12 protein-coding genes and 1 other RNA gene are annotated in these 14,559 nt (G+C 75.3%); 9 read left to right on the plus strand and 4 right to left on the minus strand.

Annotated features, from left to right (window positions below):
• The first annotated feature begins 6 nt into the window (after positions 1-6).
• From A2CP1_RS15325 to A2CP1_RS15340, 4 genes are all read left to right on the plus strand, one after another.
• Entirely contained in the window at positions 7-1,062 is a 1,056-nt protein-coding gene (locus A2CP1_RS15325; protein ID WP_012634102.1) for a hypothetical protein, read from the plus strand.
• Positions 1,059-2,729: a glycosyltransferase family 39 protein gene (locus tag A2CP1_RS15330; RefSeq protein WP_012634103.1), complete on the plus strand. Its 1,671-nt coding sequence runs from the start codon at positions 1,059-1,061 to the stop codon at positions 2,727-2,729. Before A2CP1_RS15325 ends, A2CP1_RS15330 begins: the two co-directional genes overlap by 4 nt.
• Positions 2,730-2,821: 92 nt before the next feature.
• Positions 2,822-4,096, plus strand: a complete 1,275-nt coding sequence (locus A2CP1_RS15335) for a dicarboxylate/amino acid:cation symporter (protein WP_012634104.1) — start codon at positions 2,822-2,824, stop codon at positions 4,094-4,096.
• A gap of 161 nt (positions 4,097-4,257) precedes the next feature.
• Positions 4,258-4,698 carry a hydrogenase maturation protease gene (locus A2CP1_RS15340; RefSeq protein WP_012634105.1) on the plus strand — a complete coding sequence of 147 codons (441 nt, stop codon included), beginning with the start codon at positions 4,258-4,260 and terminating at the stop codon, positions 4,696-4,698.
• A 234-nt stretch (positions 4,699-4,932) separates the two neighbouring features.
• Here A2CP1_RS15340 and A2CP1_RS15345 read toward each other — a convergent pair whose 3' ends face one another.
• Genes A2CP1_RS15345 through A2CP1_RS15360 form a run of 4 tightly spaced genes read right to left on the minus strand, consistent with a single transcriptional unit; the run spans position 4,933 to position 9,672 of the window.
• The gene (locus A2CP1_RS15345; RefSeq protein WP_012634106.1) at positions 4,933-5,628 is read right to left on the minus strand and encodes a YkgJ family cysteine cluster protein; all 696 of its coding nucleotides are present in this window, start codon (positions 5,626-5,628) and stop codon (positions 4,933-4,935) included.
• Positions 5,629-5,662: 34 nt separating this feature from the next.
• Positions 5,663-6,979 carry a (Fe-S)-binding protein gene (locus tag A2CP1_RS15350; protein ID WP_012634107.1) on the minus strand — a complete coding sequence of 439 codons (1,317 nt, stop codon included), beginning with the start codon at positions 6,977-6,979 and terminating at the stop codon, positions 5,663-5,665.
• Positions 6,980-8,209: an FAD-binding oxidoreductase gene (locus A2CP1_RS15355; protein ID WP_012634108.1), complete on the minus strand. Its 1,230-nt coding sequence runs from the start codon at positions 8,207-8,209 to the stop codon at positions 6,980-6,982.
• A complete protein-coding gene (locus tag A2CP1_RS15360) occupies positions 8,206-9,672 on the minus strand; it encodes an FAD-linked oxidase C-terminal domain-containing protein (RefSeq protein WP_012634109.1) in 1,467 nt (488 codons plus the stop codon). Before A2CP1_RS15360 ends, A2CP1_RS15355 begins: the two co-directional genes overlap by 4 nt.
• Positions 9,673-9,879: 207 nt before the next feature.
• On the opposite strand from A2CP1_RS15360, the gene A2CP1_RS15365 reads away from it, so the two are divergent.
• From A2CP1_RS15365 to A2CP1_RS15375, 5 genes are all read left to right on the plus strand, one after another.
• Positions 9,880-10,473, plus strand: a complete 594-nt coding sequence (locus A2CP1_RS15365; protein ID WP_012634110.1) for a TIGR02265 family protein — start codon at positions 9,880-9,882, stop codon at positions 10,471-10,473.
• 161 nt (positions 10,474-10,634) lie between these two features.
• Entirely contained in the window at positions 10,635-10,796 is a 162-nt protein-coding gene (locus A2CP1_RS23490; protein WP_012634111.1) for a hypothetical protein, read from the plus strand.
• A gap of 107 nt (positions 10,797-10,903) precedes the next feature.
• Positions 10,904-11,254: a transfer-messenger RNA gene (gene ssrA, locus A2CP1_RS23020) on the plus strand.
• Positions 11,255-11,473: 219 nt separating this feature from the next.
• Positions 11,474-12,358 (plus strand): hypothetical protein, encoded by an 885-nt coding sequence (locus A2CP1_RS15370; RefSeq protein ID WP_150106351.1) that lies wholly within the window; start codon positions 11,474-11,476, stop codon positions 12,356-12,358.
• 1,119 nt (positions 12,359-13,477) lie between these two features.
• On the plus strand, positions 13,478-14,527 hold the full coding sequence (locus A2CP1_RS15375; RefSeq protein ID WP_041450527.1) for a HEPN domain-containing protein: 1,050 nt from the start codon (positions 13,478-13,480) through the stop codon (positions 14,525-14,527).
• Positions 14,528-14,559: the final 32 nt, after the last annotated feature.

Consider the following 14,559-nt stretch of genomic DNA (forward strand, 5'->3'; position numbering starts at 1 on the left):
GGTCCCGTGAGCGCGGATTCCCCCACGCCCGGCCCGGACCCCGCGCCGAAGGCAGCGCCCGGCATCGTCCGCCGGGTGCTCCGGCGCGCCCGCGACGCCGCCGCCGAGGACCTGCGCACCCGCGCCGGCGCCGCGCGCGACGCCGCCCGGCGCGCCTGGTCCGCGCGCCCGTCCCCGCGCCGCGGGATCGCCATCGCGTTCGCCGCCGCGCTCGTCGCCGCGGGGGCGGGCGGCATCCTCTGGCAGGCGCGGCTGCCCGGGCGGCTCCCGTCCGCGCTGGACTGGGCCGCGCTGTCCGCGCTGCTCGAGCGCGACGCGCGCCCGGGCGACGCGGTGGCCGTCGCGCCCGCCTGGGCGGAGCGCGCCCGGCTCGCCGCGCCGGCGAGGGTGCCGGTGCTGGCGCAGGCGCGCTTCGATCGCGCCGAACTGACCGGCGTCCGGCGCGTGTGGCTGGTGGCGCTGCCCGGCGCGCCCGGCCGCGCGTCCTGGCTGGACGCCGAGCTGGATCTCATCGCGCGCGCCGCGCGCCCGGCCGAGCGGATGGCGCTGGGGCGGCTGGAGGTGCAGCGCTTCGAGCTGGCCGGGCCGCGCGTTCCGCTCGCGTTCCTGCCCGATCTCCTCGCCCGCGCCGAGGTCCGTCGAGGCGACCAGCCCTGCCCCGCGGGCGCGGACGGCGCGCCGGCGTGCCCCGGCGAGCCCGGCCCGTCGGTGCGGCGGTCGGTGCGGCAGGTCGAGGCGCTGCCGCGGCCGTGCCTGGTGGCGGCGCCGGCGGACGCGCCGCTCGTGATCTCCTTCCCGTCCGTCCCGCTCGGCAGCGCGCTCGCCGGCCACCTGGGACGCGCGGGGGATCCGCCTCCTCCGACCACCGGCGCCCTCCCCGCCCGCGTGGCGCTGCGCGTGGACGAGCAGGAGGCCGGCACCGTCGAGCTGCCGCTCGCGGGCTGGCGCGCGTTCCGGCTCGACACCGCGCGGTTCGCCGGGAGCGCGCGCGAGGTGGAGCTCACGCTCACCGCGCCCGCCGAGGCCGGCGCGCTCTGCCTGGACGCGGAGGCGCTCCCGTGACCCCCGCGCTGCGCCAGCTCCCCGCCCGCGTGGCCGCCGGCCTCCGCAGCGGGCGCCGGCGGATCGCGCTCGCCTGGGCCGCCGCCACGCTCGCCGCGCTGGTGGCGCTCGCCGGCGGCCCCGGCATCTCGCGGGACGAGGCGGACGTCGTCGCCGCCGCCGGGCGCGTCGCCGAGGGCTGGCGCACCGCCGCCGGCCACCCGCTCGCGGCGCTCACCGGACTCGAGGCCGCCCGGGCCCGCTCCGGCGGACGCCCGCTGCCGCCGCTCGGACCGGCCGTCGCCGCCGCGGGCCACGCCGCCGGGCGCACCGCGGGGCTCTCGCACCAGCGCGGCTACCGGCTCGGCGCCGCGCTGGCCGGCGCCCTGCTCTCGGCGCTGCTCGCGCTGGCGGGCCACGCGCTCGCCGGCCCCGCCGGCGCGGCGCTCGCGCCGGCGATGTACTGGCTCGCGCCGAGGACGCTCCTCTCCGGCGCGGTCGCGCTCGCGGACGGCCTCGCCGCGCTGCTCTGGCTGGCCGCGTTCTGGGCCTACCGCCGCGCCGCCTCGGCGCCGGACCGGCTGCTCCGGCTGCGCGCCGCCGCGCTCGCCGGGCTCGCCTTCGGCGCGGCGCTCGCGGCCCGGCTCGACGCCTGGGTGATCCTGCCCACGCTCGCGCTGCACGCGCTCCTGGTGCGCGTGCTCCGGCCGCGGGCCGCCACCCCCGAGCCCGAGGCGCCACCGGTCGGGATCGAGGCGCGCCTGCGCGGGGTGCCGGTCGCCATCGCCGCCATGGCGGTGCTCGGCCCGCTCACCCTGGTGGCGCTGTGGCCCTGGCTCTGGGCCGATCCGCTCCGCCGCGCCCTGCTGGCGTCCCAGGCCGCGCGCGCCGGCGCGGGCGAGGCGCTCGCCGCCGGGCTGCCGCGAGCCCTCTTGCCCCTCGCCGTCACCGTCTTCGCGGTGCCGGCCGCGCCGCTCCTCGCGGCCGGCGGCGGCGCGCTGCAGGCGCTCGCGCGCGCCGCCCGGGCGCTCCGCCGGGGGAGCGGGTTCGCGCTGTCCGACGAGGTCCTGCTGCTCCTCGGCGCCGCGGCGCCGCTCGCCGCGGCGGCGTCCGGCCTGACCCCGGCGCTCCCCGGCGTGCGCGGCTGGCTGCCGGCGTTCCCGTTCCTGGCGCTGCTCGGCACCCGCGCGCTCCTCCACGCGGCGCGGATCGCGTGGCCGGCGCGCGCGTCGTCGCTCGCCGCCGCGCTCGCGCTCCTGGTGCTGTACCCCGCCGCCCGCCAGGCGGCGCACACCTGGCCCTCGGCCTCGTCCTCCTGGAGCGCCCTCGGCGGCGGCGCGCCCGGCGCCGCGTCGCGCGGGCTGCCGCGCCAGGACGGCGGCGAGGCGGCCGCGGCGATGCTGGACGCGCTCGCCGAGCGGGCGCGCCCCGGCGCGCGGGTCTACTGGGCGCGCACCGCCGGGGCGGCGGTCGAGGTCTACGCCCGCGACGGCCGGCTCCGGGCCGACCTGCGCCGCGCCGAGGCGCCGGAGGACGCGGACCTGGCGGTGGTGACGGTGGACGGCGCAGCCCGCGACGCCGAGTACCGCACCTGGGCGGCGTTCCGCGATGCGCGCCCGGTGGCCGGGGCGTTCCTCGACGAGGTGCCGCTGGTCCTCGTGTACGCGCGCCCCGGCGCCTGGCGCTGACCGTTCGATTCACCCAGCGGCGATGGCGGACGCCCCGGGAGGTCCGCCGCCCGCCTTGCCGGCCCACCGCGGGGCGGGGTACACGGACCGGAATGCCCTCGCACCGCAGGATGCTGATCGCCGTGGTGGCCGGCGCCGTCCTCGGCGCGCTCGCGAACGCGCTGGGCGGCGGCGCGCCCTGGCTCGACGTCGCGGTGCGCGACGTGGCCCAGCCCATCGGCCAGCTCTTCATCCGGCTCCTGTTCATGCTGGTGGTGCCGCTCCTGTTCTCGGCGCTGGTGCTGGGCGTCGCGGACCTCGAGCTGCGCCACCTGGGCCGCCTGGGCGCGCGGATGCTCGGCTACACCGCCGCGGTGTCGTCCATCGCGGTGCTCATCGGCGTGACGCTCGTGAACGTGCTCGGGCCCGGTCGCGGCCTGCCCGACGCCGTGCGCGAGGCCGCGCGGGGGGCCGCCACCATCAAGCCGGCCCCGCTCCCCGGCGGCGACTCGGTGGCCGGGTTCGTCCTCGCGCTCGTCCCGGACAACCCGGTGAAGGCGGCAGCCACCGGCGACCTCATGGGCCTCATCGTGTTCGCGCTGCTGTTCGGCGTGGCGCTCGCCGTGACCGACACGCCCGGCGCGCGCACGCTGAAGGCGGCGCTGCAGGGGCTCTACGACGTCTCCATGAAGCTCATCGAGGGCGTGCTGCGGCTCGCGCCCCTCGGCGTCGGCGCGCTGCTCTTCGTCATGGCCGCCCGCCTCGGCGCGGCGGTGGTCCGGCCCATCGCCGCCTACGTGGGCGTGGTGGTGCTCGGGCTCGCGCTGCACCAGTTCGTGGTCTATTCGCTGTCCGTGAAGCTCTTCGGCGGCATGAGCCCGCGCGCGTTCTTCTCGGGCGTGCGGCTCGCGATGGTGACGGCGTTCTCCACCGCCTCCTCGTCCGCCACCCTCCCCACCGCGCTCCGCGTGGCCGAGGAGAACCTGCGCCTGCCGCGGCACGTGGCGCGGTTCGTCCTCACCGCCGGCTCCGCCATGAACCAGAACGGCTCGGCGTTGTTCGAGGGCGTCACGGTGCTGTTCCTGGCGCAGGTCTACGGCGTCGAGCTCTCGCTCGGCCAGCAGGCCATCGCGGTGGGGATCGCCGTCCTGGCCGGCATCGGCACGGCCGGCGTGCCGGCCGCCTCCATGCCGTTCATCGCGATGATCCTCGGCGTCCTCGGGATCCCGGTGGAGGGCATCGGCCTGGTGCTCGGCGTGGATCGCTTCCTCGACATGTGCCGGACCACGGTGAACGTCACCGGCGACCTCGCCGCCGCCGTGTTCGTCGCCCGCGGCGAGCCCGCCGAGGCGACCGAGCCGGCCGCCGGGGTGCCGCCCGCGCCGTAGCGCCCCTGGCGCGCGGCGCGTCCGGGCCGCTCGCGATGGGGGAGGCCCCCCCTCGCGCGCCGCGAATCGCAACTCGCCCCTCCCGGCGGCGGGGGCGCCCCTGGTAGGATGATCCTCCGCCGCGCGCCGCCCGGACCGGGCTTCGCGGCGCCGGAGCCTTCATGAAGATCGTCGCCCTGGCCCTCGGAACCTCGCTGCGCGGAGACGACGCGGCCGGGCTGGCGGTGGCGCGCGGCCTCGAGGCGCTCGTCCCGGGCCTCGAGGTGGTGGAGATCCCCGAGCTCGTCCCCGATCACGCGGAGGTGGTCGCCTCCGCCGACGGGGTGCTGTTCCTGGACGCGTCGGTGGCCGGCGCGCCGGGAGAGGTCTGCGCCACCCGGCTCTCGCCCCGCCCGGCGCGCGCCGCGGTGATCCACACGCTCATGCCGGAGGAGGTGCTGGGGCTGGCGCGTGCGCTGTTCGGCCGCGTGCCCCCCGCCGCCCTGGTGACCGTGGCCGGCCGCGACTTCGCCTTCGGCGACGCGCTCTCCGCCGAGGTGGAGGCGGCGCTGCCGCTGGCGCGGGAGCGCGCGCGGGAGATGGTGGCGGGCTTCCGGCTGTAGCCGCGCCCTCCCTCCGGCCGCGACCCGGCTTCGCACCCCGCGGCCCTCGCGCCCGCGGCGGACCCCCGGCCTCCGCTTGACCCACCCCCCTCCCCGGCCCACGCTGCATCGTGCGGGAGGAGATCGACGGAACGTGATACGCGGCGCGCGCCGACCCTTCCCCCCCGGCACGGCGCGCACGCGGCGGGCGGACGCCCTCCGGGGCGCCCGCCCGTGTCTTCTCCGGGCGCGCCGTCAGTCGAGCGGCACCAGCGCGCCGGAGAGCCAGGCGTCGAGCGCGCCCGGGCGCGCCAGGAAGTGCCCCACCATCCCCGACACGTCCCGCCGGCGCGCGTCCAGGCCGCGCCGGGCGAGCGCGCCCGCGAGCGCGTCCAGCGCCTCGAGGTAGAGCGCGCGCTGCGCCACGTCCATGCGCACCACCGGCGCGCGGCCGTCGTCGTCGTCCCCTTCGCCGGCCGCCAGGGCCAGCGCCGCCCGGCAGTCGCCGCGATCCACCGCGCTCACGCTCCGGCACGCGAGCGGCCGCGCCGGGTGGATGGCGCACCGGCCCGCGCCGTCGAGCAGCGGGCACGCCACGCGCGCGGCGATCCGCTCGCGGTCCTCCAGCCAGCGCACGCGATCGTGGAACGCGAGCAGCCGCGCGCCGAGCGCCGCCGCCGCGCCCGGCTCCAGCCCCGCCCGCAGCCGCGCCGCCGCGACCGCCCCCTCGACCGCCAGCGTGCCCACGTTCAGCACGCAGCAGCTCGAGCAGCCCGGTCCGCACGCCGGCGGCGGCGTGCCGGACGGCCGCGCCCCCTCGAGCGACGCCGCGACCGTGCGCTCCACGCCGTCGAGCACCGCCGCCAGCGCCGCCTCGTCCGCGCCGGCCAGGCCGCGGACCGCCAGCGCCTCGACCTCCGCCCGGCAACGCGCCACCGCCTCGTCGAGCACCGCGCCTCCTCCCCGGCGCCGGGCCGGGCTCGCCTCACCCGCGCCGCGCCGCCCGGATGGCGCGGTCCAGCAGCTCGAGCGGGTGCGCCGGCTCGATGCCCGCCCCCCGCTCCTCGAGCAGCCGGCGGACGTGCAGCGTGCAGCCCGGGTTCGCGCTCGCGAGCACGGTCGCGCCCGTCGCCATCACCGCGTCCGCCTTGCGCCGCCCGATCTCCGACGCGCTCTCCGGCTGCACCAGGTTGTAGATGCCCGCCGAGCCGCAGCACTGGTCTCCGTCGGCGATCTCGACGAGCTCGAGGCCCGGGATGGTGGCGAGCAGGGCCCGCGGCGCGCCGCCCACGCCCTGCGCGTGCTGGAGGTGGCAGGGCGAGTGGTAGGCCACCCGCGCAGCCAGCGGGGCGCGCGGCGCCCGGGGCGACAGCCCGGCGAGCAGCTCCGACGCGTCGCGCACCCGGGCCGAGAACGCGGCCGCCCTCGGCGCGAACGCCGGATCGTCCTCGAACAGGTGCGCGAGGTCCTTCAGGTGCGAGCCGCAGCCCGCCGCGTTCACCACGATCGCGTCGAGGGGCAGCCCCTCGAAGCGCTCCACCAGCGCCCGCGCCAGCCGCCGCGCCTCATCGAGCCGGCCCGCGTGGACCGACAGCGCGCCGCAGCAGCCCTGGCCCGCGGGCGCGAGGACCTCCACCCCCTCGGCCGCGAGCACGCGGACGGTGGCTGCGTTCACGCCGGGGAAGAACACCTTCTGCACGCAGCCGGTCACCAGGCCCACGCGCAGGCGCCGCTCGCCGTGCGCGCCGGTGGCCTGCGGGGTGGTGGCCAGCACGTCGCGCAGCGCCAGCGGCGGCGCCAGCGCCTCGAGCTGCTCGAGCCGCCGCGAGAGGCGCAGCAGCCCGGTCCGGCGGACCAGCCAGCGGAGCCCGCTCACCCGCCACACCCACAGCAGCAGCGCCGCGACGCGCAGCCGCCCCGGGTGCGGGAACAGCGAGAACACGAGCGCGCGGTGCAGCCGATCGAGCGCGGGACGCCGGTGCTCCCGCTCCACCCGCGCTCGGGCCGCGTCGATGACGTGGTCGTACCGGACGCCGGACGGGCAGGCGCCCAGGCACGCCATGCAGCCCAGGCAGCGGTCGAAGTGCGCCGCCACCGCGTCCGACATGGCCAGCTCGCCCTCCTGCAGCCCGCGGAAGAGGTCGATGCGGCCGCGCGGCGAGTCCATCTCCTCCTGCCAGCTCTGCCACGTCGGGCAGACCGGCAGGCAGAAGCCGCAGTGCACGCACTCGTCCGCCGGCGTGCGCGCCGCGCCCCGCGCCGGGGACGCCGCGGGCTGCGCCCTGTCCGCTCCCGCGCCCATTCAGATCCCTCCTGGCAGGCGGCCCGGCGCGAGCCGGTGCTCCGGGTCGAGCTCCCGCTTCAGGCGCCGCATCAGCTCGAGCCCGGCCGGCGCAGCGCCCCACGGGTCCAGCCGCGCGCGGAGCGCCGGCGGCGCGTCGGCGATCACCACCGAGCCGTGGCCGGCCGCCACCGCGCCGCGCGCCGCCTCCACGGCCACCGCCACGAGCGCCGGGTCCTCCAGCGTGCCCGAGACGAGGCCGATCCCGAGCGTCGGGTGCAGGATCAGGCCGCCGCCTGCGAGCGCGCCGGCCACCCGCTCCAGCGCGCCGGCGGCGATCGCCAGCGCCGCGGGCGCGAACGCCGCCCGGATCCGCACGTCGCCGGCCGTGCGGACCGCGTCCTGGCGCGCCCAGAGCGCCGCCTCGTCCGCCCCGCCCAGCCGCTCCCCCGGCGTCCCCTGCGCCGCCGCGAGCGCGAGCGCGCGCTCCGACTGATCCCGCACGCCCGGGCCGAAGCCCTCGAAGCGAAGCCCCAGCCGGTAGGGACCGCCGTCGCGCCGCGCCACCACCGCGACCGGCTCGAGCCGCGCGTCGAGCACCGCCTGCGTGAGCGCCCGGCACGCCGACGCGCCCAGCCCCGGCACCGCCACCGTGGCCGACGCCTCGGGGAGCGGGTGCAGCCGGAACACCACCTCGGCGACGAGCCCCAGCGTGCCCAGCGAGCCGCAGAAGAGCCGCGGCAGGTCGAAGCCGGCCACGTTCTTCACCACCTTGCCGCCGCCCCGCGCGACCACGCCGTCGGCGCGGACGACGGTCATGCCGATGACGAGGTCCCGCACCGCGCCGAAGCGGGCGCGCCGCGGTCCGAACGCGTTCGCCGCCACGATGCCGCCCACGGTGGCGCGGTCCGCGAGCGGCGGGTCGAGGGCGAGCCGCTGCCCGTGCGGCGCGAGGTGGTCCTGGAGCGCCGCGAGCGTCATCCCGGCCTCCACCGCGACGATCTGGTCGGAGGGCGCGTGCTCGCGGACGCGGTCGAGGCGGCGCGTGTGCAGCACCGCGTCGAGGCGGGCGGGCGGTGCCCCCAGCCCGAGGTCGGTGCCCCCGCCCACGAACGCGACCGCGAGGCGATCGGCGGCGAGCGCGCGCATCGCCTCGGCGGCCTCGTCGAGCGTCGCGGGCTCGATCGCCAGGCGCGGCACGGCGCCGGCCACCGCGTCGGCGGCGCTCGCGGGACGGGCGGCGGCGCTCACCAGCGCTCCGCGAGCCCGGCCACCTCGGCGGGGTGGGGGCGGTAGGGTCCGGGCCGCTCGCCGCACAGGCGCGGCGTCGGGAACACCTTGCCCGGGTTCATGAGGGCCGCGCCGTCGAAGGCGCAGCGGACGCGCTGCATCGTCTCGAGGTCCTCCGGGGCGAACTGCTCCGCCATGTACGCGGCCTTCTCCGCGCCCACCCCGTGCTCGCCGGTGATCGAGCCGCCGCTGCGGATGCACAGCCGCAGGATCTCGCCTCCCAGCGCCGCGGCGCGCGCCTCCTCGCCGGGGTTGCGCGCGTCGTAGAGCACCAGCGGGTGGAGGTTGCCGTCGCCGGCGTGGAACACGTTCGCGACGCGCAGGCCCGCCTCGGCGGCCATGCGCTCGATCTCGCGCAGCACGCGCGCGATCTCCGAACGCGGGATGACGCCGTCCTCCACCAGGTAGTTCGGGCTGATGCGGCCCACCGCCGCGAAGGCGCTCTTGCGCCCCTTCCACATGAGCTGGCGCTCGGCCTCGTCGCGCGGCACGCGGATCTCCAGCGCGCCGGCGGCGCGGGTGATCTCGATGGCGCGCGCCGCGACGTGCTCCACCTCGGCCCGGCAGCCGTCCGCGTCCATGAGCAGCGCCGCGCCCACGTCCGGCCAGTCGAGGCCCGTCGCAGCCTTCGCGGCCACGATGGCGAGCCGGTCCATCATCTCGATCGCGGCGGGCAGGATGCCCGCGGCGATGATGCCCGAGACCGCCGCGCCCGCCTCGTCGGTGGACGGGAAGGTGGCGAAGAAGGTCCGCGTCACCTCGGGCTTGCGCAGCAGCCGCAGCGTCGCCTCGGTGGCGATGCCCAGCAGCCCCTCGCTGCCCACCATCGCCGCGAGCAGGTCGTAGCCGGGCGCGTCGGCGGCCGGGCCGCCCAGGTCCACCACGCTGCCGTCGGAGAGGACCACCCGCGCCGCGAGCACGTGGTTCGTGGTGAACCCGTACTTGAGGCAGTGCGCGCCGCCCGAGTTCTCGGCCACGTTGCCGCCGATCGAGCACACCCCCTGCGACGACGGGTCCGGCGCGTAGTACCAGCCCGCCGCCGCCACCGCGCGCGAGACGTCCAGGTTGATGACGCCCGGCTCGACGCGCGCCCAGCCGTTCTCGAGGTCCAGCTCGAGGATGCGCCGCATGCGCGCGAGCGAGACCACGATCGAGCCCGGCGACGGGCGCGCGCCGCCCGAGAGCCCGGTGCCCGCGCCGCGCGGCACGAGCGGCACGCCCGCCTCGCGCGCCGCGTTCACCACCTCGACCACCTCCTCGGTCGAGCCCGGCAGCGCCACCAGCGCCGGGGTCGTTCGACCGTGGGTGATCCCGTCGCACGCGTAGACGCGCAGCTCCGCCGGGTCCGCGATCACGTGCGCCGGGCCGAGCGCGGCGGCGAGGCGTCGGGCGAGGGCGCTGCTCACGGCGGGAGCTCGGGTCACGCGGGCTCCTTCGGTTGCGAGGTGGTGGTTGAATGTTCCGGGACCGCTCCGTCCGGTCAACCTTCGACGGGGTGCATCGATCGGGGGCGCGCGGGGACGGTCCGGCGGACGGCCGACCGGCGAGCGCACACGCACCCACGCCTGTCCGTCCGAGTTCCGCGGCTGTGCGCTGGCGCACAGGGATCTCGCCCGGTACGCTGGCGGGCCATGACGACGACCGCCTCCGCGACGCGGGCCATCGGAAAGGTGAAGGGGACGCTGCTCCTCTCCCGGATGAACTACCTGCGGGCCCAGGGGCCGGAGAGCGCCGAGCGCGTGCTCCGCCGGCTGACGGTGGCGGACCAGGCGCTCTTGCGCGGCACGCTCGATCCCGCGACGTGGTACCCCGCCGACCTGCTCATCCGCGTCGAGCTGACCATCGCCGCGCTGCTCGCCCGCGGCGATCGCTCCGCGATGTTCCTCGCCATGGGCCGCCACACCGCCGAGACCAACCTCGCCCCCGCCGGCATCCAGCGCGCCTACCTGCGCGAGGGGGAGCCGCACCACCTGCTGCGCAGCGTCCCCGCGCTGTACGCCGCCAGCCACACGAGCGGCTCGCGCACGTACGAGCCCAGCGGTCCGCGCGCCGCGGTCATCCGCACGCACGGCGGCGACGAGGTCACCGCCGACGACTGCCTCACCGCGGTGGGCTGGCTCGGCCGCGCCATCGAGCTCTCCGGCGGGAAGGCCGTGCAGGTGGTGGAGACCCATTGCCGCGCGCGCGGCGCCGCGTCGTGCGAGTACCGCTGCGAGTGGGCGTAGGCCCCGCGCCAGCAAACCGCTCCCGCCTCCTGCTGACGACGGCCGTGAGCGGCCGCCGATCCGGCAAGGCGAGCGCCCGATCGCACCGGCGCTGGGCGCGGCTGAAGCCAGGCATCGTCGACCTCTGCGATCCACTTTTCGGTGGAGAGAGGAGGAGCGACATGGATCGCGAGGACCGCAGCCGGGAAGCCAGGACCGAGCCGAGGCCGGACGATCGCGAGCGACAGCGCGAGCGGGCGGCCGCTCCGCCGATCGAGCGCGAGCACGAGACGTGGCAGGGCATCCTCGAGGAGGATGAGCGTCGCGAGCGCGAGCGCGGCTGAGCCATCGGCCTGCAGCCCCCCCGTCTGCCGCACCCCGTGCTACGATGGCCGTGCCGCTTGACTCGAGCGGCGGCGGTCTTATGAAAGAACCGTCAGTTCGCAGACTTGGGGGCGAACTGGTTTCGACGGAGGACGGAAGGAGACGGGTGCGCGCCGTGGTTGGTCACGAGGCCACGTAAAAACGGGACCAAGCAGAAACGCGAACGAGCCCATGGCTCTCGCGGCCTAACTAAAGGCCGTGCGTTCCCCCGGAAGCGCCGGGTACCGGGTGTGAACGTCAGCTCCGGCTGGACCTTGGCGGGAAGCGAACCGCCTTGCCGAGGTCGAGATCAAAGGGCGAGGACGTGAGCGGTTGCAGGCTCGGAGGTTGCCGCTCACGTATCCACTCCGAGCTACGCGCGTAGGGCCCTTCACTGGAAGTCTTTCGGACCCGGGTTCGATTCCCGGCGCCTCCACTTGAAGCCCCCGGAACCCGGGGGCTTCGTCGTTTCTGGGCTTGGTCTCCCGTGGTCTCTTGGGCTTGGTCTCCACCACTCGGAGTCGAAGTCGGGCAGGATGGGCTCGTGACCCGCTCATCCCGCTGGCGCGTGGCACTCACCCGCTTGGTCCTGCTGCTCGCCACGGTACCAACCATCGGCCCTACGTCGAGCTGCGCGCCGAGCTGCTCGCGCGCAGGGTTGACCCCCGAGGAATCCAAGGCCGTTGCCGTCCTGACGGGTCGATTTGAAACCGTCGTCTTCACCTCCGGTCGCCTCGCCACGGAGACGCTGCAACCGGGGGCGCTCGGTGCGGTGGACTCGGTGCGACTCGCCGCCTACGTGGGCCGCTTCTGGCTGGATGAACTCCGACCCGATGCTGGGCGTTCGCTCGCCGAGCTCAGCAGGTCGCTCCTCGTCGGCGCCAAGGACTTCCGAGCGCCGTCCGGGCCGCCTCCGAGTCTAGGAGGCGTCCGCTCGACGAAGTGCTTCGTCTTCACGCTCCGCCCCGGAGCCAGGTACGACCTCGATGCTCGCCTCGCGTCCGCCGCTCGTGTTCCAGGGATGCCGGACGGCAGGACGGGGAAAGCGCGTCAGCAGGAGGGCGAGCCCGAGCCGGTCTCGTGGTTCGCCGCGCCGGCGGGTACCGCGTACGTCGTCCTCGCGAACGACCTCGATGAGCTTCGCGCCGTCGTCCGCATGCTGAGCACCTCGGGACCGCCCGGGGCGGCGAATCTCCTGGACGCGCCGCTGTTGGCGGGCCAGAGCGCATGGGCTCATCGGCGCTACCGCATCGCACGTGCGGCCGACCCGGGCGCAGCCGGTACGAAGGACCTCTCGCCTTCCGCGATTGCCCTGGTAGTCGTTCCAGACGTGAAGTCCAACACGGTGAGGGTCCGCCTCCACGGCGCGCCTGGCGACACGGCGTTCGTCGCGAAGCTCAACACGGGTTCGTTTCTCCCCGCGTTCCGAGAGGTCGAGCCCGGCGTCTGGGAATCGGTGGCGGTACGTGGAGCGTCTCGTGACACGGACGCAGAGATGCTCTTGTCGGTACTGTATCTGCTCGGATTCGGCGTCTTTTTGTAGGTTGTCGATCGTACTTCATCTGAATGCGCCCACAGCTTGTGGGCGGCATGGGCTCTCGATGGACGCTCGTGGGCTGTCGCGAGTGCCCACAGGGTTCCGGAATGGGCGCTCTGAGCGCCCATCGAGCGCCCAAGGACCGGAACTCGATTCCCGGCGCCTCCACTTCTTACCTACCCGAGAACACTCGGGCTTTTATCCACACCGTCGACTTGTGCCCGGTCTGTGCCCGCTTCGTTCGCGGGTTCGACCGGGCGCGCGTTCGGGAGCGCGATGGCGGTGTCCTTCGCTGCGGGCGACAGGTGCATGTACCGGGTCGTCATCGCCAGCGTGGTGTGCCCGACGAGATCCTGAATCGCTCTCGCCGGAGCGCCCTGCCCCGTTCGCTGACTCTATCACGTCAGTTTGACGCAGGACCGCTCGGTCTACACGCTGACGGGCCGTTTTGAGATCTCGAGCGGTCGCGCGGCGCTTCTGTGCGATCCGACCGGACTCCTGTCGCAGCACTTGGCCCCGGGGCCGGTCACGCCTGGCAAGGGATTCTTCCTATTGTCCCTGATCAACGGCAGCTACCGCAAGGTCATCCGGGAGCAGCCCGGCGTCGCGTCCTGCCGCGCTACGCGCACTCAGCGTAAGGCTTCATGTCCCGCAAGTGCGGGGGCTGGTACGCTCAGAAGGTGAAAGCCAGACTCCACGCGCCATCGTGGCGGAACGTGCTTCGCGTGCTCAAGCGATTCGATACGGTGCTCGCCGCCGTGCTCATCGGCTTCGCTGCGGCTCCGATTCTGTCGGCTTGGTTCTGCACCGAGGCGACCTGCCGATCCCCCGTCGATACATTCAACGGGACCACCGTGAGCGCTGCGGTAGTCACGGGAGCCGCACTCAGGCGGTGGACACGGAGTTGGTGGAGCAGGTCGCTCGCGCTCGTAGCTGCCTTGGGCTTGCAGCGGCTCTTGAATGGCACGGCGTAGGCGCCGTACCCGTACCAGAGGGGATGGGCTTTAAATGGTGGGGACCTCTTTTCACGGATCGCCCCGAAGTCTAAGTGCGCGATCCACACACCGTTCGCGGCTCCTGCGGTAATGTGCTGCTGGCGATGTGAACGCGGAGGTTCGTGCGCCCGTGCTCGCCCACTATCTGCGGACAACAGGTCTGTTCCACGGCTCGGAGCGTCTAAACGTCACGCCTTGGGCTTCCGTGCGCCCCTTCATGCCGGAAGATGCCGAAGCGCTTGGTGCGGCTCTCGCCAAGCGAAACCGATTCGCACGCCACCGTGGGCGAGATGACTTCTACACGTCCAAGGCCGACGACTTCGCCGTCCAGACGGTTGTGGAGCTAATGATCCCAGGCGTGCCTCCGACGCCACCCGCTGAGGCACGCCAGATCGCCGATCGTGTCGAGCGACTTCTCATCGCAGCAACGACACACTGGCTGACTCGCCGGAAGCTGCACTCGATCATGGGAATCGCGAACATCGGTCGCGGCGTTCGGGACCTCTACATCGGCCCGGGCGCCACCCGACTTTCTACCCGGGGACTCGAAGTGTGGACCGGCGACGGGCTAGTGACCGATGCGGAGTTCCGGCGCCGCTGGGAGCGCACAGGCCTGTCCGCCGTCGCGCCCGCGATACTTCGGCCACGCGGCTTCATCCCCGAGCGCGTCGATCGAGCTCTGGCTTGGCTGAACGAATCGCGCTTGGACCACCATGCCGAGGCTGCACTCATTAAGGCGGTGATCGGACTCGAAAACTTGTTCGTTCAAGACAAGAACGAGCCGTTGGCCCGGACCATCTCTGATCGCCTTGCGTTCGTCCTCGGGCGAACGGCGGCCGAGAGAGCGGCGCTGGCGCGCGTGGCACTGCATCTCTACGACCTCCGGAGTCGTATCGTTCACGGCGGTTCGAGGCCCAAGGAGAGTATCGATGACGCGGTGGACGTTGCATCGTTCCTTCTCTTGCTCTCCGCGCATGCGCTGATCGCACGCGCGGGGGAGATGCAGAGTAAGGACGACGTGCGCAGATGGGTCGAGGACATGCGCTGGGCGGTTGGTAGCCGCGAGGTCGCACCTCTCCCGTTTTCGACTCGGCACGTCCACCGCGTTCTGCGAAGGGGTAACTCCTTGACAGATCCACAGCGGACCGCGCGGAAGGCGCGCCCCTCGGTGTGGGCCTGACTTCCAGCAACGTCATCGAAGGAACCGCCCGA

The sequence above is a fragment of the Anaeromyxobacter dehalogenans 2CP-1 genome (genome assembly GCF_000022145.1).
GTDB classification, from domain to species: domain Bacteria; phylum Myxococcota; class Myxococcia; order Myxococcales; family Anaeromyxobacteraceae; genus Anaeromyxobacter; species Anaeromyxobacter dehalogenans.

Bases quoted from the DNA above. Each gene is read 5' to 3' on its own strand.
- A2CP1_RS15335 (WP_012634104.1), top strand. From the start codon at position 2,822: ATGCCCTCGCACCGCAGGATGCTGATCGCCGTGGTGGCCGGCGCCGTC.
- A2CP1_RS15340 (WP_012634105.1), top strand. From the start codon at position 4,258: ATGAAGATCGTCGCCCTGGCCCTCGGAACCTCGCTGCGCGGAGACGAC.
- A2CP1_RS15350 (WP_012634107.1), bottom strand. From the start codon at position 6,979: ATGGGCGCGGGAGCGGACAGGGCGCAGCCCGCGGCGTCCCCGGCGCGG.
- A2CP1_RS15365 (WP_012634110.1), top strand. From the start codon at position 9,880: ATGACGACGACCGCCTCCGCGACGCGGGCCATCGGAAAGGTGAAGGGG.
- A2CP1_RS23490 (WP_012634111.1), top strand. From the start codon at position 10,635: ATGGATCGCGAGGACCGCAGCCGGGAAGCCAGGACCGAGCCGAGGCCG.